Origin of the sequence: Nostoc sp. (genome assembly GCF_036917315.1) — a bacterium.
Classification (GTDB): Bacteria; Cyanobacteriota; Cyanobacteriia; order Cyanobacteriales; family Nostocaceae; genus Nostoc.
The window spans coordinates 102,167-124,117 of sequence record NZ_JBALDR010000048.1 but is presented as its reverse complement, the minus strand read 5'-3'; the positions used below and the strand labels follow the sequence as shown (position 1 = coordinate 124,117).

The 21,951-nt window shown below is 39.8% G+C and carries 10 protein-coding genes; 5 read left to right on the top strand and 5 right to left on the bottom strand.

The features are described 5' to 3' along the window. Positions 1-173 precede the first annotated feature (173 nt). Complete coding sequence (locus tag V7K84_RS21835) at positions 174-2,879, top strand: CHAT domain-containing protein (protein WP_334841099.1); 2,706 nt, start codon at positions 174-176, stop codon at positions 2,877-2,879. A 19-nt stretch (positions 2,880-2,898) separates the two neighbouring features. Here V7K84_RS21835 and V7K84_RS21830 read toward each other — a convergent pair whose 3' ends face one another. Continuing rightward, positions 2,899-3,669, bottom strand: a complete 771-nt coding sequence (locus V7K84_RS21830; protein ID WP_334841097.1) for a DUF928 domain-containing protein — start codon at positions 3,667-3,669, stop codon at positions 2,899-2,901. Positions 3,670-4,327: 658 nt separating this feature from the next. Here V7K84_RS21830 and V7K84_RS21825 point away from each other — a divergent pair. Genes V7K84_RS21825 through V7K84_RS21815 form a run of 3 tightly spaced genes read left to right on the top strand, consistent with a single transcriptional unit; the run spans position 4,328 to position 9,496 of the window. Continuing rightward, positions 4,328-5,896 (top strand): sigma-70 family RNA polymerase sigma factor, encoded by a 1,569-nt coding sequence (locus V7K84_RS21825; protein ID WP_334841095.1) that lies wholly within the window; start codon positions 4,328-4,330, stop codon positions 5,894-5,896. Between the two features lie 4 nt (positions 5,897-5,900). Beyond that, entirely contained in the window at positions 5,901-7,142 is a 1,242-nt protein-coding gene (locus V7K84_RS21820; protein WP_334841093.1) for a DUF1822 family protein, read from the top strand. 5 nt (positions 7,143-7,147) lie between these two features. Then, positions 7,148-9,496, top strand: a complete 2,349-nt coding sequence (locus V7K84_RS21815) for a CHASE2 domain-containing protein (RefSeq protein WP_334841091.1) — start codon at positions 7,148-7,150, stop codon at positions 9,494-9,496. A 29-nt stretch (positions 9,497-9,525) separates the two neighbouring features. Here the strand turns inward: V7K84_RS21815 and V7K84_RS21810 are convergent, their stop codons facing one another. The 3 genes from V7K84_RS21810 to V7K84_RS21800 form a co-directional block, all read right to left on the bottom strand. Then, complete coding sequence (locus tag V7K84_RS21810; protein WP_334841090.1) at positions 9,526-11,253, bottom strand: ShlB/FhaC/HecB family hemolysin secretion/activation protein; 1,728 nt, start codon at positions 11,251-11,253, stop codon at positions 9,526-9,528. Positions 11,254-11,566: 313 nt separating this feature from the next. Then, the gene (locus V7K84_RS21805; RefSeq protein WP_334841089.1) at positions 11,567-11,929 is read right to left on the bottom strand and encodes a hypothetical protein; all 363 of its coding nucleotides are present in this window, start codon (positions 11,927-11,929) and stop codon (positions 11,567-11,569) included. A gap of 251 nt (positions 11,930-12,180) precedes the next feature. Beyond that, the gene (locus V7K84_RS21800; RefSeq protein WP_334841087.1) at positions 12,181-16,419 is read right to left on the bottom strand and encodes a two-partner secretion domain-containing protein; all 4,239 of its coding nucleotides are present in this window, start codon (positions 16,417-16,419) and stop codon (positions 12,181-12,183) included. 301 nt (positions 16,420-16,720) lie between these two features. On the opposite strand from V7K84_RS21800, the gene V7K84_RS21795 reads away from it, so the two are divergent. Next, entirely contained in the window at positions 16,721-19,546 is a 2,826-nt protein-coding gene (locus tag V7K84_RS21795; RefSeq protein WP_334841085.1) for a CHAT domain-containing protein, read from the top strand. A 209-nt stretch (positions 19,547-19,755) separates the two neighbouring features. Here V7K84_RS21795 and V7K84_RS21790 read toward each other — a convergent pair whose 3' ends face one another. After that, entirely contained in the window at positions 19,756-21,501 is a 1,746-nt protein-coding gene (locus V7K84_RS21790) for an iron uptake porin (RefSeq protein WP_334841083.1), read from the bottom strand. Positions 21,502-21,951 lie beyond the last annotated feature (450 nt).

The window sequence follows — 21,951 nt, the reverse complement described above, 5'->3', positions numbered from 1 at the left end:
AAAATCTATATTCTAAATTGAGAATACTGTTAAATATGGTTTAATTAAAAAAGTATTATATTGGTAATACTCTAGCTTGCATTGCTTTGTTAGATAAGAACGAGGCAGAGTCAATGGCAAAAAAAAGATTTCTATTTTTCCTTGTAGTACAGCACTTTCTCAAAAGTAAGATCGTGACTTGCAATCGCCTTTATTTGAGAAAGTGGTTAAGAAGAATTACGATAGCTGTTTTGGCTACCTTGTTAAGCGTTTGGGGAATTTCAGTTCCTGCCTTCTCTCAATTTACCCAGACCCAACCAAATGCTCAACTATTGGTTGAACAAGGCCAAAAACTCTATGAAACTGGACAGTTATCTGAAGCAGTAATAATTTTGCAACAAGCAACAGATGCTTTTAATCTGCAAAAAGACGAGCTAGGAAAGGCAATGGCGTTAAGCAATCTTTCGTTAGTCTTTAAACAACTTGGACAGTGGAAAAAAGCAGAAGTTGCAATTACACAAAGCCTCAACCTTTTAAAAAACTCACAACTCAGAACTCAGAACTTTGCAATAATCTTGGCACAAACTCTAGATATTCAAGGAAATCTGCAATTAGAACTAGGCAGAACTGAACAAGCTTTAGACTCATGGAAGCAATCTGCTAATACTTATGCTCAAGCAGGTGATGAAGTTGGTATCATCCGCAGTTTGATTAACCAAAGTATGGCAGAGCAAGCATTAGGGCTTTACCATCAAGCTCGCACCACCTTAGAAGAGTTACAACCCCGTCTTGAACAGCAACCAGATTCGCTTGTTAAAGCTATAGCTTTACGTAGCTTTGGTGATGTTTTGCAATTAGTCGGTGATTTAGAACCATCCTTTAAGGTTTTACAACAAAGCCGAGACATCGCCAAAAAATTACAATCTCCTTCAGAAATCAGTGCTACGCTGCTGAGTTTAGGTAATACCGCACTTGCTTTAGGTAATAGCCAAATCTCGCAGCAAAACAGTATCAGTTTTGAAAACTATACTCCGTTACATTGTATAAATAGACCTGTCTCTACAGAATCTCTCAAATTTTATCAACAAGCAGGGCAGTTCTATGAGGAAGCTGTTACCACAGCAACCTCACCACTCTCACAAATCCAAGCCCAACTTAATCATTTGAGTATATTGTTGAAACTTCAGCAATGGTCACAAGCTAAGAAATTATCTTCTGAAATTCAAGTAAAGCTAGCTAAAATCCCCCCAAGCCACACAGCAAATTACGCACAAATTAATTTTGCTCAGAACTTGGTGTGCTTGAAACAAGCTACTAACGCAGACATTCCTTCATCGAAAGAAATTGCTCAAATCTTAGCGACATCTGTACAGCAGGCTAGAAGCATGGATGATGAGCGTTCAGTTGCTTATGGTTTAGGCGCATTAGGTGGATTATATCTAGAAAACCAGGATATATCTAATGCTCAAAAACTGACACAGGAAGCTTTAATGGTAGCCCAAGCAATAAAAGCTGGGGATATAGGTTATTTGTGGCAATGGCAACTAGGGTACATACTTAGAATACAAGGAGATGTGACTGGAGCGATCGCTAACTATACTGAAGCGGTAAATACTCTCAAATATTTACGCAATGATTTAATTTCTCTCAATCCAGATGTACAGTTTTCTTTTCGGGATAATATAGAACCTGTTTACCGACAATTAGTTGATTTACTTTTGCAACCTTCATCTACAGTTAGTTCAAAAAGCATTAGTCAAAAAAATTTAAAGCAAGCTCGTGGCATACTTGAAACACTCCAACTAGCTGAACTAGAAAACTTTTTCCGAGAAGCTTGTTTAAAAGCCGTACCCGAACAAATTGATGAGGTAGTTGATAAAACGGATGGCACCGCAGCAGTAATTTATCCTATTATTTTGGCAGACCATCTAGATATTATTCTTAAGTTACCAAATAAAACTGAATTATCTCATTACACAATTAATAAGAAAGCTAGTGACGTTGAAAGTATTTTAGAAAAATTACAACAATATTTGAGAGAACCAGACAGAATCAACGATGTTAATAAGTTATCTCAACAGGTTTATAGTTGGCTAATTCAACCTTTAGAAATGGAATTAGAAAAAATGAATATAAAAACCCTAGTATTTGTACTAGATGGTGACTTACGAAATATTCCAATGGCGGTTTTATACGATCGGGAACACCAAGAGTATTTAATTCAAAAATATGCTATATCCTTAGCTCCAGGTTTACAATTAATTGAACCAAAGCCTTTACAAAAAGTGCAGATAAATGGATTAATTGCCGGAGTAAGTGAGCAACGCAAAATTGAAGGACGTTCATTTGCTAAACTCAAAAATGTAGAAGTTGAATTACAACAAATTCAATCAGCTATACCTAGAAATGCAGAACTATTTAATCAAGCTTTTACCAAAATAAATTTACAGAATAAAATTAAAAAAATACCATATACAGTAGTTCACATAGCAACTCATGGCGAGTTTAGTTCTAATCCCAATAAAACATTTATTTTAACTTGGGAGCAACTATTAAAAGCTAAGGATTTTGATAATTTAATTCGACTCAGTGGACAAAGAGAATCTAGCGCTATTGAACTACTTGTCTTAAGTGCTTGTGAAACTGCTCAAGGAGACAAACGAGCTACTTTAGGACTTGCTGGTATAGCAGTCCGTGCAGGCGCTCGGAGTACCTTAGCAACTTTGTGGGCGGTAGATGATAAATCTACTGCTCAATTTATGAGTAAGTTTTATCAAGAATTAGAAAATAGTAAAGTAACTAAAGCTGAAGCTGTTCGTCGCGCTCAAATTCAGCTATTGACTGATTATGAAATTCCTTATTTATGGGCACCATACATTTTGGTCGGAAACTGGCTTTAAAAAGGGTATCTTTGCGCGACTACTGTTTAATTTTCACTTCTCCCACAAGAGGTTTTTGGGACAAATTTTCTAGCTCAATATTTCTTAGTAGACTAGCCCATTCATTGTCTAGAGTGGCATTTTTTGGTTCAGCAAGGCGAAGTTTTGCTAACTCTGTCAAGGCTGAGTACCAAATACCATTTTGGGTATATAATTGAATGCGATCGCGGATTGTGGTAGTTGTTTTTAACTGCCTTTCTAAGTCAGGCTTTAGTGCTATACGTTGTACCCATTCATGCACAAATGCAGAGTCGAATTTTTGTTGATTACAATAAACTTTAAAGTACCATTGGTATGTTTTATTAACTTCTAGCGATACGGATGATGGTAAAGTAAAGCTAACAATACCTGGTATCTCAGGTAGGGTAAAAGAAGCCCGGTAAATGTCGTTGTTTGCTTCATCTTGCAATACAAATTCTCCATTAGGTACATCTTTAAGTTGATAGGGTACAAACACCCAGAAGGTGGGATTTGCTTCAACAACTGAGCTTACTGTTTTTTCAGGTGTTAAGGCTACAATTGGTACTTCCACAGATGGACAGTTACCACGGCTACCTGCTCCTCCTCGTTGAGTAGGTCTACCTCTACTCGATCCGTCTTGTGGTGCTTGGTTACCATTGCTAGTTGGCTGCTGAGACTTTGCTATCAATGTTAAAGGATAACTAGTACAGCTAAACAGTGCCAAAAGTAGAGCGATCGCAAATTTACTTTGAGAGAGAGAAAATATTTTCTGTATATTTTTTAGTTTCATAGTCAAATATAAATACTCAATATCCTCAAATTATTGACAATCTTACCATTGGCGTCAAGCTCAGAAAAATAGAATCTTGTCAAACGGAAATTCAGATGAGGATTTTTTACTTCTATATTTTAAATGGGTATAACAGAAATCAAATTATGCATCTGTGAATTCTGTTCGATAATTGTTAAGAGGGAGAGCGTGGCAGATGATAGATCGGTAAATGCGCTCGTCTTCACCTATTCTGTCTGATAATTACAACTTGGCAGCAAACCGGGATGCGACCGTTTAAAATTACATAGATAATTTATGCAATTTTTATTTGAAAACTGCATAAATTGATTTATTTAATACCCATTAGAAGTATAGAGGTATAATAACGGAGTTAAACTTCTGCTCAAACAGTCAATTACAACAGTTTTACTCTCTAATTTCAGATTGATTTTAATCTTTACTTTATGACTCTAACGATGTAATACCAATTTAATGTGAAGCTGCACTAAATGAATGAGTAACTCTCTATTCTTGGCGCTCTTGGCGTACTTGGCGGTTCGTTTAATATTCTGTGTATCTTCATACATAATTAGTATAAAACGATATACTTTAAAAAGTCATTTAAAATAATATTAAAATTTTCTTTGATTAATTTATGTAAAAGGCAGAAAAAATTATGAAAAAACGTGAAGGTATTATCCAACAATTTTCAAGTTTTCTCAGCTTAAGAAATAACAACAAAAATTGTAATTTTGTTTGGCAAGTTGATGTAGACCTAGAACGGGATATAAGTTCTTTAACGCAGTTAGAGCCAGATGCTAAAGAAGAATATTGGGCACGTTACTTTCTGAAGCTTATTAGAGAGGTATCACAGAAAGAGCTACTTAAAATTTGTTCTCAAATGGAGAAGAAACAAAAGCTTACTGTTTCTACATCATCGGTAGAAAAAATATCAAAGTCTTCTTCCAGAGCAGAGAAACATTTGTCTGCATACTTACAGGAAGCTTGTCTTTGGGCAGCTAGAAAAAGCTATCAAAGATTTAAATTTATCCAACATAAATATCCATTAGAAGAATACTTTCAAATAGCTAACTCAGCTATCTTGCCTCCAGCCAAACTTTTCAAAAGTTTTGATTTTGAGCGTTCTCAAAGCAATATAGAAGGTTATGCTAAAACAGCTGTTGTCCGTTTTATTAGTAATACCATTTATCAGAAAGACTTAGAAGGTAAAAGAGAAAAATTTTCTAACTACGGTCTTTTAAAAGATTTGACTAAAAAAGAGATGCAGGAAGCTTTAACGATAAAAGGGATAAATCAAAACCTTGTTAACTCATACTGTTTAGCTTGGCAATGCTTAGATGAAATTTATCAACCGAACCAAAGGCAAGGAAGTCGTAGTTTAGAAACACCTAGCGCCGAATGTTTTCAGGCAATTGCATCATTATATAATGAACGCTGTAGTCAATTAGGATTTATAGAAGCACCAGTTTCAAAGGATAGAATTCAAGAAATATTAGAAATTTGTATCCAGGCTGCTCGTGATTACCGAACAAAGTCTTTTCTGCCTTTAGAAAACTACGAAAACTTAACTGATAGTCGGTATACTGCCTTAGATAATCTTGTCCAAGAAGAAGAATGGCAGCAAGTAAGCTCACTTATTTCAAGCTTATTTTCAACTATCTCAGAGACTAGCCAAATAATGTTAATACTGTGGCTGGGATTAAACTTAACTCAAAGTGAGATGGCAGTAGTTTTAAAAAATAAATATCCTGAACTCCAAAAGCAATATCAAGTAGCTAGACAGTTAGCAAGATATAACAAAATACTCTTAAAAGACTTTATTAAAGAATCTCAGAAAATTTATCCTGAAATTTGTTTAAATGACGAAAAAGATATTGAAATTATCAAAGAATCATTGGATGAATGCTTACAGTCACACTGTCAAAAAATCTGTAAATCTGCTTTAGATAAAATTGCTAAAAAATGGAAAATTGGATGTAAGATAAGTGTTTTGCAATTGGGGTTTACAGACCAAGAAAAAATAGATAAAAAGTTGGATGTACAAACTTTGAAGGTATCTCTTAGTAGAAATGAAGTGAATGAAAATTTGAGAGAAGCTTTTATGTACCAATTAGAAATAGATATGGGTTTACCTAAAAATTCTTTAGTGGTAGTCAGCAATAAACTAGCTGATTTTGTAGATAAATGGCTAAAGGATAATTCTTTTATTAAGACTAGGAATTAATATTATGACACTTGACTTAAATGATTTGACTCTAATCTATCCTGAAAATTTATGTTTAGATATATCGAACCAAGAGCAAGAAACTGCATGGCAGGAAACAATGCAAGAGTCTTACTCGAACACAGCTGCTCGCTGGAATGCCTACCTAAATCATTTATCTTTAAATGCTTTTTTAAATTGGTTGCAAGAAGACCCAGATTTGCAACTAATACCTAGATTATGCTTTCCAAAAGCTGAACTACCGAGTATTTGGGAATTAGTAAATGGCTCTGTGTTAACTCTGGGTGAGACTCGATTAGCGTTAATTCCTAGTGATAAAAGTTCCTTTACAGAGTTTCGGATTCCTCAAGAATGGATTGATATTCCTAGTTGGTCAGCCCATTACTATCTAGCAGTGCAGTTAAACCTAGAAGAATGTTGGCTGCGGATATCGGGTTATGCTAACTATCAACAAATCCAGGAGCAAGCTATTTATGACCCAACGGATCGAACTTATTGTTTAGATGTAGAGTATTTGATTGCAGACTTAAATGTGATGTGGGTAGCACAAGAACTTTGTCCTCCCAAGATTCTAGAGATTAAATCTTTACCAACTTTGTCAAAAGCACAAGCAAAGCAATTGCTAGAACAATTAAATAAGTGGACTTTTTCTTCGCCGAGACTTAATGTCCCCTTTGATATGTGGGGGGCATTTTTAGCAGTGGATGAATTTCGGCAGCATCTCTATCAGAGAAGATTGGAAAAGCAAAACAATAATCAAGTTGAAGCCAGCTACACTGTGGCTAGTAACTTGAGTTTATGGTTTCAAAATATCTTTAGTGTGGGTTGGCAAAATTTGGATACTTTGTTATCACCACAACAAAAAACTTTAGCCGTTCAATTCAGAAGTGATTTGGGGTTGAATGAGGGATATGTTAAACGAGCCAAGTTAATTGATTTAGGGATGGAAGTTGGGGGTAGTGCAGTTGTGTTGTTAATTGGCCTTAAAACAGAGGTTGATGGCAAAATTGGTCTGCGCGTACAGTTACATCCAGCAAATGGAGAACCTTACTTAATACCTAATCTCAGACTAATTTTGCTTTCACAAACAGGGACAATTCTTCAAGAAGTCACTTCCAGAAGTCACGATAATTATATTCAACTCAAAAAATTTAAATCTTCTCCTGGAATTCGCTTTAGTATACAAGTTGCTCTCGATAATGTCAGTATAAAGGAAGATTTTCTCCTGGAGGCACTTGATGACTGATAGCCATGACTAAATTAGTCGTGTTGAACTTAGGAAAGGGTAACTTGAAGCAGGGATTTGCTACCGTTACAGCACAGTTGTACAACTATAGCAACCCTATACCAATACAATTTACAGGTAGCTTGCCTGCGGCTCCAGAACTTATAGAACTCTACAGACGTTGGCAGTTACTCTATTTGTTGCTGCATGAGACTCTTTTCCCTAGTCAACGTTGGCATAGAAATATGGCAAATGATGCAGGTATTGAAATTGATACAGAAGATATAACTAATATTTCCTCTGTTGAATTTAGTAATTTATGTGACAACTTACAAAATGAAATTAATGTTTGGCTGAAATCTGAGCTATTTCGCAACATTGACCAGAAATTACGCACTAAGTTAAATCCTCATGAAGAAATTCGGATTATTCTAGAAACGGAAGATGACCAGATTCGTCGGCTACCCTGGCATTTATGGGATTTCTTTGAGGATTACCATAAGGCAGTATTTGGTTTAAGCGCTCCTGAAGTAGATGAAGTTAAACTATTACGTAAACCTACTACAAACAAAATTAGAATATTAGCTATTCTTGGTAATAGTGAAGGAATTGATATTCAACAAGACCGGGCAATACTTGAACAACTACCAAAAACGGAGACTGTTTTTCTGGTTGAGCCACAGCGCACAGAGTTAGATCAATGGCTTTGGGACAAGAAAGGCTGGGATATTCTCTTTTTTGCCGGACATGGTTCGAGTCAAGCTGATGGTGAAATAGGTCAAATTTATATCAATCAAACTGATAGTTTAACAATTTCTCAGTTAAAAAATGGACTGAAAGCAGCGATCGCTAGAGGTTTACAATTGGCGATTTTTAACTGCTGTGATGGACTAGGATTAGTACGACAATTGGCATCGCTGCACATTCCCCAAATGATTGTTATGCGGGAAGCAGTACCCGATCGCGTTGCTCAAGAATTTTTAAAGCACTTTCTAGAGGCTTTTGCTAATGGAGAATCTTGCCATTTGGCGATGCGGGAAGCTATAGAAAAGTTGCAGGGTCTAGAAAGTAGCTTTCCCTGTGCTAGCTGGCTACCAGTGATTTGTCAAAATCCAACGGCGATGTCGTTGGTGTTGGCGAACAAAGTAGACTCTCAACCTACTAGGTGGCACAGCCGAAATATTATTGGGACAATTTTTAAAGTCAGTATAGTTACGACTGCCTTAATAATGGGGATGCGCTCCGTTGGCATGTTGCAGTCATGGGAGCTTATGGCTTTTGATGCAATGATGCGATCGCGACCTGATGAAGGACAAGATCCACGCATTTTAGTAGTTACCGTCACTGAAGCTGATGTGCGATCGCAACCAGCCACAGAAAGAGGTGGAGCTTCACTATCAGACCGCGCCCTAGCTGAAGTTGTAGAAAAATTAGAGCAGTTTCAACCGCGAGTCATTGGCTTAGATATCTACCGGGAGAATCACGTAGGAGTAGAGTATAAGAAGTTATCTAGACTAATGCAAAAGAGCGATCGCTTTTTTGCAATATGCGAAGTTAGTGAGGAAAACAAAAACAGTGGTGTTTCGCCACCCCCTGAAGTTCCCAAACAAAACTTGGGTTTTAGTGACGTTATACCCGATCCCGATGGCATTATCCGCCGTCAAATATTGGCTATGGCTCCTGCTTCGCCCTGCAATGTTGATAAATCTTTTAGCTTTCAATTAGCAAATCGTTACTTGCTTGCTCTTGGTATTCAGTCCAAACTAACCACAGAAAAAAACTGGCAGTTTGGCAATGTTGTCTTTAAAAACTTAGAGTCAAATAGCGGCGGCTATCACAGAATCGATAATCTAGGTCATCAAGTGCTACTTAATTATCGCTCTTCCCATCAAGCTGCTACACAAGTAACTCTAACAGATGTTTTGAACAATAAACTCACTTCTGATTTAGTGAAGAATCGGATCGTTCTCATTGGTACAAGTGCTGAAAGTTTTCATGATTATTGGTCTACACCATATAGCGCCAGTCAGTGGTCGTATAATCAAATGCCAGGGGTAATGCTTCAAGCACAGATGGTGAGTCAGATTCTCAGTGCCGTTTTAGATAATCGTCCACTATTGTGGATGTTACCAAAGTGGGGTGAATTTATTTGGGTATGGGGTTGGTCGTTAATTGGAGGCATAATTGTTTGGCAATTTCGGTCATGGTTAAGATTGGGATTGGTAGGAGTGCTAACTGTTTGCGTTTTATATGGTGTATCCTTTGCTGCATTGATACAAGGAGCCTGGATACCGCTATTGCCATCAGTTTTAGTTTTGATAGTTAGTGGTTCTAGCGTAATAAAGCACACATCTCATAGTAGTGACGGTCAATAAAGTGATATGTAGGACTTCTGCTGAAAGAGTTAAAAGGGCTGATATCGCACTGAAAAATTAAAGCCGTTATCTTGCAGCGAACTACCGCGATCGCTTGTGCCCATTAATGGTATACCATAGTCTGCACGCAATACCAAACCGTTAAAAGGTTGCCAGTTCAAACCTAACCCCAAGCTGGCAATGGTTTGCGGGTCGGCATTAATACCGCGATTATTCCAAGCTGTACCGATGTCAAAAAACGGGATTAGCTGTAATTTTTCTACATTTGATGCCAGGGGAATCCGAACTTCCACACCTCCAACTACCCCATTGTCAGCCACAATTTGATTTTGATCGTAACCGCGTACTGTATCAACTCCTCCAATGCTAATTTTTTCCAAGGAAAGTAAGGAATCAGGAGTAAGTTGAGTGTTAACTTTGGCTAGCATCAAGATGCGGGGAGATAGTCGTTGTACCCATTGAAATTGTCCCACCCAAGAAAAAAAGCGCCCATCAGTACCACTATCGTTAACGGTTGCGTCAATTGCATCAATCCCAAAACTAAATTGCGATCGCGCCGCTAGAACACTGTTAGCATTACGTTGTAACCAATCTTGAGAAAAACGGATTACCGTAACTCTTGATTCCCCATCTTCGGGGCCTTCGGTAAAGGAGAAGGGGATATCATTCAAGATGTAAGTTTGACTGCGCCGTAAATCGAATGCTAAACCCAAAGCAAATTCTCTGTTTGGCGTGTGAATTAGCGGTTGACGGAGGTTAAAAGAAACGGTTTCGGCTTCGCTGCGGATATTTAAGTCACGAAATTCGCTTTCAATAATGCGGCTAGCGCTGTTGCTGTAGCGGACACCAATGGTTCCATCTAAAGCGTTGAAGGGAATAGAATAATTGATATTGTAAATGTCTAAACCTTCGCTACCAGCATATTCAGCACTAAATTTATCCCCAAATCCTAATAAATTATCATGAGCAAGAAAAACACTCCCTTGTTCTGAGCCGACGCTAGTTGATTGGTTATTTGCAAAGACAACGCCAAGGTGGAATGGTGGCGATTCGGTAATTGTCACCTGTAAGATATTATTTCCGGGAGTGCTACCTGCGGTTAACTCAGCATTAACTCGTTGAATCACAGGGTCAAGTTGTAATAATTGTAGTGCTTGTTCCAGGCTTTTTTGATTTAAAGGCTTACCTGTAAGCCGTTTAATCCGGGAACGCACATACCCAGGCTGCAATCTTTGTAACCCTAAAATGGAAATTCCTTCGAGTTCGCCTTCGACAACTTGGATTTGCACGACACCGCTAGCGACATTTTGATTGTTAGAAATAAATGCACCACTGGTGATATAGCCATTATCAACATAGAGTTTAGTGATTTGCGATCGCAGTTGCAATAACTGCTCAAATGTGATTTTTTTATTTTCTAAGGGCTGTTTTAATTTGATGATTTCATCTTTTAAAACAGAATAGCCTGTGACTTGAATTTCTTTGACAAAAAAACTTTCACCGCTAGGAAAGATGTTATCGGGTAGATTTTCCTGTGGGGGTGATGGGAGTATGGGGACAGTTGGTGTCGCTGGTGTAGGCGGAAGAGTTGGTGTAGGTGATGGTTGGGGTAGAGTTTCTTCGACTTTCCCTGGTGTATCGGGGGGAATTGTGACTCCTGGCGGGGGTGTCGATTGTGCAAATACTGCAAGTGGATTGATGCTGATACAGGTAAGTAATATGAAAAAAAGCTTTGGAAACCGAAAGTATGAACCCATTGTTGATATATGATATGTAAAATTTGTAAAAGATAAGGTCTAAATTTTTGCAAGTCACTATCGGGTATCTGAGAGGATAAAATACTCAGATATCCAACTTATGTTTAATAATTAATCAAGCAGACATGATGTTATATCATGTCTATATTAATAATTAATCAAGCAGACATGATCTTAGTAGATTCTCTAAAATTGTGTTCTCAGGCTGAAGTCTGGGACAGGATATTATTATTTAATTAAAATACCATAATAGTTTTCTTGATGATTGCATAAAAGTGCAAATCATCAAGAAACGATTTGGAAATCTCTAAGATTATTGATGCTCGCCTCCATGACCATAAAAAGTTATCTCATAGGTACTGCAAAGATCGGTCTGACGCATGACATCATAAGTACCATCGCTATAAATGGCTTTGACATCATAGGTACAATGATTACTATTATTGCCAAAAGTAACGGTGTCAGATGAACCGTTAACAATATCTGAATTGAGAATATTGCTACCCCAATATTTAGATTTTGTAGAGGATACATACAATTGAGTGATTTCTAACTCATTGTTGTTGTAAACTAAAAAATCGCGCTCGTCTGCAAGAGCATTTTGGCTGGTTAATGGCACTATTGGTAATGCCAAAGCTGTTGCTAAAAGTGTGTTGCGGAATAGCTTATAAAACATAATAAACCTCTCAATCTGAGTAAATAAAAATTACAAAATTTTTATCGGCAACGGTTAATCAATGATTTTTGGTTGTTTTTCGATTCATTAACCATTTCTTTAATACTCAGATTAAGGGATATGACTAGGTAATGCATTTACCATTTATGCACATATAGTTGCATGATTTGGATGGTGCGATCGCATGATTGTGTGTGCCATTTTGCAGAAAACTACATATAGGGTTTTTCCGATATGTGCAATATTTCTGTTTAACAACTTCGACTCAAGATTAATTGCCCATTGGGTAATCGATACAATCCAGTTGGTTCAATTATTGGGTCGCCTTTTTTCCAGGGGCGCGATGTTGGTTCAACATTACGCACATCACCAGTTGTGTATGCTGAAACGAATCCCTTTCCTGGAGTATTGCGTAAAGCACCAGAACCTGTAATGGTAAAAGAGTTTTCTTGTCGTTTGGTACCACGGGAAATGCAGCTATTGGCAATGAGTGCGTTGGTATCGATGACGTTTGGTGAGAATCCGGTAAAGCTGTTTTGAATAGAACTGTTATCGGGTGTATTGATATTTGTGATGCCGGAAATGCCTAATTCTGAACTTGCAGTAATATCACTATTCTGGGTTAGTTTTGTCCGCGACTCGATACCGAAGATACCTTGCGAGTTGATTTGAATGTTTCCACCAGTTCCAGTGAAGGCGTTAGCGCTAATATCGCTGTTTTCGTTGGGAGGTGCAACGATAAATCTTGAGATGATATTGATGTTACCGCCATCGCCACCTAATTTTTCTGTACCTGCGCTGGTGGAAATTTGACTGTTGTGACGGAGTAAGAGTAAATCACTGTTGATGTTGATATTACCACCGTTACCGGATGCAGTTTCGGCGTTGAGTTCGCTTTGGTTGTCTAAAGTAATTTTAGGTGAGTTGATTTCGATATTGCCACCCTTACCGACACCTCCGGCTTCCACGGTGCTGAGGATGTAAGCATTACCTGTAAGGGAGATAGTATTTTTTGCACCCACTGTCACATTCCCTGCATTCCCCTCTCCAAAAGTTGAGGCAGCAAGTTGAGCGCCATCACTTAGAGAGAAGTCACCAGAATCGATGGTAATGTTACCCCCCTTGCCAACTGTTCCTGTGCCCACACTGCTGCGAATACCACTTTCAATACCGTTTTTCTGCCCAGCAATATCAACAGCACCTGTTACTTTCACATTGACATTGCCTGCATCCCCTCTTCCTGCTGGTTGGGTATCAGATGCTTCACGAGTAACAGTTACCAGTTGAGCGCCATCAGTAAGTGACAGCGTTGCAGCATTGATGTCGATATTGCCACCTTTACCCACACCTCCTACTTGCACTGTGCTGAGGATAGCAGCATTATCTGCAAGGGAAACAGCATCTTTTGCACTCACTGTCACATTCCCCGCATTCCCCACTCCAAAAGTTGAGGCAGAAAGTTGAGCGCGATCGCGTAATGAGAATGAACCAGAATCGATGATAATGTTACCCCCATTGCCAACTCCTCCTGTGCCCACTACGCTGAAGATAGCAGTTGGTTGACCTGTAAGGGAAACAGTATTTTTTGCACCCACTGTTACATTCCCCGCATTCCCCACTCCTGAAGTTGAGGCAGAAAGTTGAGCGCGATCGCTTAGAGAGAAGTCACCAGAATTGATGATAATGTTACCCCCATTGCCAACTCCTCCTGTGCCCACACTGCTAAAAATCGCACTCTTCAAACCGTTTTTCTCCCCAGCAATATTAACAGGACCTGTTACCAAAATATTGACATTACCTGCATCCCCTCTTCCTGCTGGTTGGTTATCAGATGCACCACGAGTAATGGTTAACAGTTGAGCACCATCAGTAAGTGACAGCGTTGCAGCATTGATTTCGATATTGCCACCTTTACCCACACCTCCTGCTTGCACTGTGCTGAGGATGGCAGCATTATTTGCAAGGGAAACAGCATCTTTTGCACTCACTGTCATATTACCCGCATTCCCCTGTCCAAAAGTTGAAGCCGAAAGTTGAGCGCGATCGCGTAATGAGAATGAACCAGAATCGATGATAATGTTACCCCCATTGCCAACTCCTCCTGCTTCCACTGCGCTCAGGATGGCAGCATTATTTGCAAGGGAAACAGCATCTTTTGCCCTCACTGTCACATTCCCCGCATTCCCCACTCCTGAAGTTGAGGCAGAAAGTTGAGCGCGATCGCGTAATGAGAATGAACCAGAATCGATGAAAATGTTACCTCCGTTCCTAACAGTCCCCGTTTGCACATTGCTGCGAATCCCACTTTGAATACCGTTTTTTCCCCCAGCAATATCAACAGCACCTGTTACCTTAACGTTAACATTGCCTGCATCCCCTCTTCCTGCTGGTTCGGTATTAGATGCTTCACGAGTAATAGTTAGCAGTTGAGCGCCATCACTGAGTGACAACGTTACTGCATGAATGTCGATATTGCCACCCTTACCTACACCTCCGGCTTCCACGGTGCTGAAGATATAAGCATTACTGGCAAGGGAGACAGCATCTTTTACACCCACTGTCACATTCCCCGCATTCCCCACTCCTGAAGTTGAGGCAGAAAGTTGAGCGCGATCGCGGAGTGAGAAAGAACCAGAATCAATGGTAATATTACCCCCATTGCCAACCCCTCCTGTCTTCACAAGGGTGCCAATCCAACTGGGATTACCGTTTTTCTGCCCAGCAATATCAACAGCACCTGTTACTTTCACGTTAACATTGCCTGCATCCCCTCTTCCCGCTGGTTGGGTATCAGATGCTTCACGAGTAATAGTTAGCAGTTGAGCGCCATCACTGAGTGACAGGGTTGCAGCATTGATGTCGATATTGCCACCTTTACCCATACCTCCGGCTTCTACCACGCTGAGGATGTAAGCATTATCTGCAAGGGAAATAGCATTTTTTGCACCCACTGTCACATTCCCTGCATTCCCCTCTCCTAAAGTTAAGGTAGTAAGTAAAGCACGATCGCGTAACGAGAATGAACCAGAATCGATGGTAATGTTACCCCCATTGCCAACCCCTCCTGTGTCCACACTGCTGCGAATACCACTTTCAATACCGTTTTTCTGCCCAGCAATATCAACAGCACCTGTTACTTTCAGATTGATATTGCCTGCATCCCCTCTTCCTGCTGGTTGGGTATCAACTGCACTACTAGTAATGGTTAACAGTTGAGCACCATCAGTGAGTGACAGGGTTGCAGCATTGATGTCGATATTGCCACCATTACCGATACTTTCGGCTCTCACTATGCTCGCGATGCCAGCATTAGCAAGGAAAACAGCATTTCTTGCACTCACTGTCACATTCCCCGCATTCCCCTGTCCATAAGTTGAGGTAGAAAGTTGAGCGTCATCGCTTAGAGAGAAGTCACCAGAATCGATGGTAATGTTGCCTCCTTTACCTTTTGCTCCCAAACGCACTAGATTGCTAATCCCGCTCTCAAAACCAGCAACTTTGATTTCTCCGGTAGCATTTAGGATAATATCCCCTGCAACAGTCTCAGGTGTCCCCAAACCCGCCCCAATACCAGCAGAAAGAACACTTCCGCCTAATATCTCTATATTTCGGGCATTGATAGCAATATCACCGCCACCAGCCCCAGCCACAAACACATGCGCTTGATTGGTAAGCGATACAGAAGCACGAGTCACATCAAGAGGAAATTTCAAGCTGAGATTATCACTATTGAAAACAAGATTAATATTTCCAGGTTCTGCTAACCCTCCTAACTCCACTCTCCCACCAGAAGCAAATAATTGCCCACCATCCATGCTGACATTACCGCCCACTAGCAGCAAACTTTTACCATCTCCTACTCGTAAGCCAAACCGACTAACCCCAGATGAATCTATTCCTGCTGGTGCAATTGAGTTATTTTGAATCCCTGCACCAAGATTTAGCTGATTAAACCACAACGCTGAAGGTTGAATCGTCAACAATGGTGGTGCTTTGGGATTGGTGGCACTGAAAATACCCTGATTCCCAAACTGTACTCCATTGGCTGTTGTCCCGACAAAACTCCCCTGCACATCTAACCGCGCATTCTGCCCAAATAAAATTCCATTAGGATTAATCAAAAACAAATTTGCTGTACCATTAACTCCCAATGTCCCAAAAATATTCGACGCATTCCCACCTGTTATCCGTGTCAATATATTTTCTATACTACTGGGGTTGGCAAAATACACACGTTGCCGATCTTGGATATTAAACTCGCTGAAACTATGAAAAAGATTGTTGCCGCGTGTTGCACCACCGTTAATTTTGTCGCCCAGTGCCCCATTAATTATCTGATTTTGATTGAGTTGAGAAGCTTCTGCACCGAGTGTGTTATCGGGTGTGATTTGTGCTTTCGCTGGCGATGCTTGGCTAAATGCAATCGATATTAGGCATAAAAAAAGAATATTTTTAATACTGGCTTTTACCAGATGAGCTGCTTGATTCATAACTAATTTACTTTGGACAAATTAAAATAAAACTTACAATCAGGTAAACGACTGGCTAATACATCCACCTTTAATGCAAATATAGTTGCATAATTTTGTATCGTGCGATCGCATGATTATGCGTGCGATTTTGCACAAAACTGCACACTTTCCCAAAGCTCAGTTTTCGATGCCTATTTCTGGTAATTTAAAAATAAAAATCACATACACATAAATATTCCCTTTATCAATTAGCTGGGAATAACTGGCGATCGCCAAATAGCCTGTATAAAAATAACTTATTAAAATGGCTAAATTAAAGATGAAATCCCCAAAAAAATATCTCAAATTCTTACTCTTTAAGCCTTTGCAACTACCGTTCGCGCTTTGCGTAAGGTTAATTCATTTCTTCACACAGCAACACCAAAAACTAAACCGTCATCAATTTCTCAAAGTATTATTTTTAGCAACCCTCGTAATCTGTTTATTGTTTGGACAAGTCGTATCTGCACAAACTCAAAATGCTAGTTTACTGGTTGAACAAGGAATTAAAGACTATGATGCCGGAAATTTTCCGAATGCGGTAAAACACTGGCAAGAGGCATTAAATCAGTATAAAAATAATCCATCAGATGCTGCGGTTGTAAATGAAAATTTGGCGCGTGTCTATCAACAACTAGGACAAAACAAAGAAGCTATTGAGTCCTTGTCAGCAGCAATTCGTGACTATGGGGCTGTGGGAAACATCCAGCAAGTCGGACGAATGCAGTCAGAACTTGCCCAAGTTTACAGCAATTTGGGACAACCTCGCAAAGCGATCGCACTTTTGTGTGGCAAATTAGTAGATAAGTCGAAAAGCTCCGAAAATCAACCAAGTCAGGAAATAAAATGCACTCCAGAAAGTGCTGAACAAATCGCCACCAAATACAACGATAAACGCGGTCAGGTTGCGGCTTTGGGTATTCTTGGTGAAGCATATCGCTTAATCGGAAGTTACGACCAAGCAATTAAGTATTTAGACACAGCCCAACAAGTTAGTCCAGAATCTAAATTTTTGGTGTTTAATAGTTTGGGCAATGCTTACAAAAGTCGCGGTCAATTACGAGAGTTACAAGCAGATTCTGCAAATAAAGCTGGGATTTTTAGTAAAGAAAAGGAATTTACTAAAAAGTCACAAGAAGATTACGACAGAGCTTATCAATATTTTCAGGATAGTATAAAGTTCGCCCGCAATGAAAAACAACCTTTAGCAGAGATGCGGGGATTATTAAATTTAATTCAGTTGGGTTCCCAGACAAATCAGAGCAAATTTATTAACGATGGGGAGTTTAACACAACAATTAAAGATGCTTTAGAAGTTCTCGAAGAGTTGCCCGATTCAGCCACAAAAGTCTATGGGGCAATTGATTTAGCATACTTGCAGCACGATGCTAAAGGAACTTCACCCTTTACCTACTGTCCAACTGGGCTGGTTTTATCTGGTGACAACGAAGCATTAAATTTGCTTGAAAACTCAGTATTAACAAGTAAAAAATTACAAGATAATCGTCTAATTTCATTTTCTAATGGTGCTTTGGGCCATTTCTGGGAATGTAGCCCAGATAATGAAAAAGCATTAAAGAATGAAAAAGCATTAAAATATACCCAAGCTGCTATCATCGCAGCAGACAGCAAGTTGAGTGCAAAAGATAGCTTGTATTTGTGGGAGTGGCAAGCCGGACGGATTTTAGATAAACAGAATCGACAAGAAGAAGCGATCGCATCTTATCAACGAGCATTTGATACCTTAGAAGATATCCGCCAGGATATTTTGACTGCCGAACGGGATGTACAGTTTGATTTCCGTGATGTTGTTCGACCACTATACCGGACATTGGCACAGTCGCGGCTCGATTTGCTAGGAGTTGGGGCAATTGCAGACGAAGGACGTGCGAAGGAACTATCGAAAGTAGTTAACACCATCGATGCGTTGAAACTTGCAGAATTACAGAATTATTTTGGCAATGATTGCATTTTGAGCGGGTTGAATCCCAAACAGGTGGGCGAACTTCTCGAAGATAATAGTGTAGCGTTTAAGAATACTGGCTTTTTGAGTTCAATAATTTTAGATGGCAAAACCGGGATATTATTGCAGTTACCCAATCAAGCAACTAAATTTAAGTGGATTGAAGACCCCAATCAACAAGGTGACAAAGTAGTTAGCAGCGATACTTTACAGAAAAAAATTGCCGAGTTTCGCACCGGACTAGTTAAAAGAGAAGAAATTAACTACGATACAACAATTGCATCACAGCTTTATGATTGGATAATTCGCCCCTTTGCTGAGGATATCAAACCGGAGAAAGTCAAAACTCTGGTATTTATTCAGGATGGGTTTTTGCGTAGCATTCCAATGGCGGCACTTTATGACAGCAAACTCAATAAATATTTAGTTGAAACCTACGCGGTTGCCACAACTCCCAGTTTACGACTTAACACACCTAAACTACGCGATCGCAGTACGCAAAAGGCGTTAATTTTGGGTTTGACAAAAGAAGCCACTATCGACGGCAAGACTTTTGAACAGCTTTTTGCGGTTCCCGATGAAGTCAGTGCAGTTGAAAGTATATTCCCCAATCATACCCCCCTAATTGACGATAATTTTCTCGCCGAAAGTTTTCAGCAAACACTTGATAAAACCACATATCCCATTGTTCACATAGCTAGTCACGCTCAATTTGGGATTATTCCTGAAGACACCTTCATTGTCACCGGGAAAAACCAAAAACTTACCATTAGCCAATTAGAAAACTCACTGCGAAACCTCAACAGTAAATCAGATAGCGTCGAATTACTCACACTAACTGCCTGTGAAACCGCAGTTGGCGATGACCGTGCCACACTAGGATTAGCTGGAGTTGCATTACAAGTTGGAGTTAAAACTGCGATCGCATCTTTGTGGAGTGTTACCGATCAATCGACATCCGAACTAGTCAAAACATTTTACACCAACTATCGCAATACTGGCATGAGTATTGCCGAGGCTTTACAAACCGCTCAAATCAGAATGATTCATGCTAAGAAATTACCGCCATCTGAAGGTGTCAATCCCATGTACGATCATCCTGCATATTGGGCACCAATGGTTGCGATCGGTAATTGGCTTTGAAAAAGGGCGTTGCATATTTGCGGGATGATTTTGCTATTTTTGTGGGATGGGCATCTTGCCCGTCCCTTGTATTTCAGGGCGCTCGTGTCGCCCACCCTACAAAAATCATCCCTTGATTCAGCAACGCCTGAAAAAGATTCCCAGTACCGCAAGGCGGAAGTCAAAAGGGACGCATAGTTATGCGTCCCTAAAGCAAATTGCGTAAACTTTTAGAAGGTGAAAGTTGTTCTCAGCGTACCGATAATTGCATCATCGTTATTGCTGTTTTGACCAGGAGAGGTCAACCAGATTACGCCAGGGGTGATTGAGATATTATCTGACACGCGATACTTGTAAAAGCCTTCAAAGTGATAAGGTATATCATTACCAGTACCAGCAAAAGCTCCGCCTCGGTTAAAGGCATAAGGTTCAGCACCTGCAAAAATCCCTAAAACGTTACCCTTTTTACCGAAGTCAGGTAAGGCTACCCCAAGACCGTAGCTCCAAGCTTCATAATCATCACCAGCACCAAAGCCTGTGATATCGTGGTAAGAAACGAAGCCACTGACTGACAGTTTGTCGCTGGGTCTGAAAGCTGCTTCTATACCGTAAGAATTACTGGAAGATCCGTTTAGGGTAGTTAGAGTGTTAGCTTGACCAGTACCTACGACGCGGTTAGTACTACCCAAACCACCACCTAGATCGAATAAATTACCACCCCCAGCACCATGATAACCGTGAACGTAGGTAGCAGCTATAGATAAGCGATCGCCAACACTAAAGTTCAATTGTCCCAAGGCTGCATAGTTACCCTCTAACAAACCTTGATTTGCCCCAGGATTATTAGCATTTGATGCCAAGTAGCCTATAGTCAGTGAACTTGGTTTGAAAAAATTGCCACCCTTACCAAAGGGTAAAGTTAGTGCCGCACCGGCACCACCACCAATGCGATAAATCGGACTTTCAGAAGCAAAGGTAGACAAAGCACCATTACCGCCATCAAAATCCTCAAAGTAAGGGTTATTAGTGGCAACATAATCGCTATGAATACCTCCGGTGCCCGCAAAGTAGACTTGGGCTGGGCCTATGGGTACGTAATACGCCAGCCAGTCAATAATGACACTGTTGTTACTAGTGCTGCCGAGTTGAAATGTTTGCGTACCTTCAGCAGTATCGATAGCACCACCACCATCCCCTACTTGAGTAAAGGCTAGTGCATTCCCGGCTGCAAGACGGGTGTGTAAAACGTCTTTACCCGTGAAGCTGGTTTGCAAGTCTAAACGTACCCTATCTTGGAAAACAGTATTATTGGCATCACCACTATTATTGCCAAAAATATCAGTAACGACAAAAATGGCTTCACCCACCAATTTTGTGGTAGTAGAAAACTGATTAGCTTCAAGTTCCGCAGTCCGTGCTTCTACAGAATCTACTCGACCGCGTAGAGTTGCCAGTTCTGCCGAGAATTCCTCTTGCAAACGCTGGAGAGTCGCCAAATCCTGTTTTGTCACCAAGTCAGCAGTTGCTGTCGCAATCAGTTCATTAACTCGATCTAAACAAGCATTTAAACCTGCGGCAAACTCATAACGAGTCAGTGCCCGATTGCCACGGTAAGTAGAATTTGGGTATCCAGCAATACAACCGTAGCGCTCAACCAGGGATTGCAAAGCTTGAAATGCCCAATCAGTCGGCTGTACATCAGAAAATTGAGAAACTGATGTGACTTGAGACAGTGAATTCTGGTTCTTGCCTTCGTTGCTGTAGCGATTAACCTCTTCTAAAACCTTATTTTCATCAGTCTTTTGAGCAACCAATTGCTGATTAACTTTTGGTTGCTCTGTTTGAATGAATATTGAAGCATTAGCAGCTATTGGCTTTGTATCTTCAGCAGCAGCCATAGCCTTAGCGGAAACCAACACCGTCACTCCCAAAACTACTGGACTTAGTACCAGAGTTTTCCACAATAGATGAGACATTTTTATTTTCCTTTTCCAAAAAATAACCAAAATCAGTTGGTTCAAGAAAAAGAGAACAAGTGATTATTCTACTTGTTGGGAATCTTATCAGATTGCTGTTACCTAAGCTATATGTCTAAGAAAATTTTTCCAGATCGGGAATTGTCAAGTTTTGCAGATATCTTATTTGCCAAAGGTTGAGTTTATAATAAGGGAATTTCGGTCGTTTTTGTGCTATTGATGGACTTGAGCTTCTTGTTTTTAAGGCTGATTTGCGTTAGTTGCTTTTTATCTTTAAATTTATTCCTGAATCAAGGAAGCGTATTTCTATATGGGGTTTTGCTGATAAATTAGTAATTATTGATTATTAATTATTTTGAACCTCCAACCTGCCGAATGTCGGATAAATCAATACTGTTCAGTTAAGCCCAAAATCCTTAGTAAAGACACAAAATTTTACTTCTTACCGCT

Excerpts from the sequence above, each read along its gene's own strand:
- V7K84_RS21820 (WP_334841093.1), top strand. The coding sequence starts at position 5,901 with ATGACACTTGACTTAAATGATTTGACTCTAATCTATCCTGAAAATTTA.
- V7K84_RS21825 (WP_334841095.1), top strand. The coding sequence starts at position 4,328 with ATGAAAAAACGTGAAGGTATTATCCAACAATTTTCAAGTTTTCTCAGC.
- V7K84_RS21830 (WP_334841097.1), bottom strand. The coding sequence starts at position 3,669 with ATGAAACTAAAAAATATACAGAAAATATTTTCTCTCTCTCAAAGTAAA.
- V7K84_RS21790 (WP_334841083.1), bottom strand. The coding sequence starts at position 21,501 with ATGTCTCATCTATTGTGGAAAACTCTGGTACTAAGTCCAGTAGTTTTG.
- V7K84_RS21815 (WP_334841091.1), top strand. The coding sequence starts at position 7,148 with ATGACTAAATTAGTCGTGTTGAACTTAGGAAAGGGTAACTTGAAGCAG.
- V7K84_RS21800 (WP_334841087.1), bottom strand. The coding sequence starts at position 16,419 with ATGAATCAAGCAGCTCATCTGGTAAAAGCCAGTATTAAAAATATTCTT.
- V7K84_RS21810 (WP_334841090.1), bottom strand. The coding sequence starts at position 11,253 with ATGGGTTCATACTTTCGGTTTCCAAAGCTTTTTTTCATATTACTTACC.
- V7K84_RS21805 (WP_334841089.1), bottom strand. The coding sequence starts at position 11,929 with ATGTTTTATAAGCTATTCCGCAACACACTTTTAGCAACAGCTTTGGCA.
- V7K84_RS21795 (WP_334841085.1), top strand. The coding sequence starts at position 16,721 with ATGAAATCCCCAAAAAAATATCTCAAATTCTTACTCTTTAAGCCTTTG.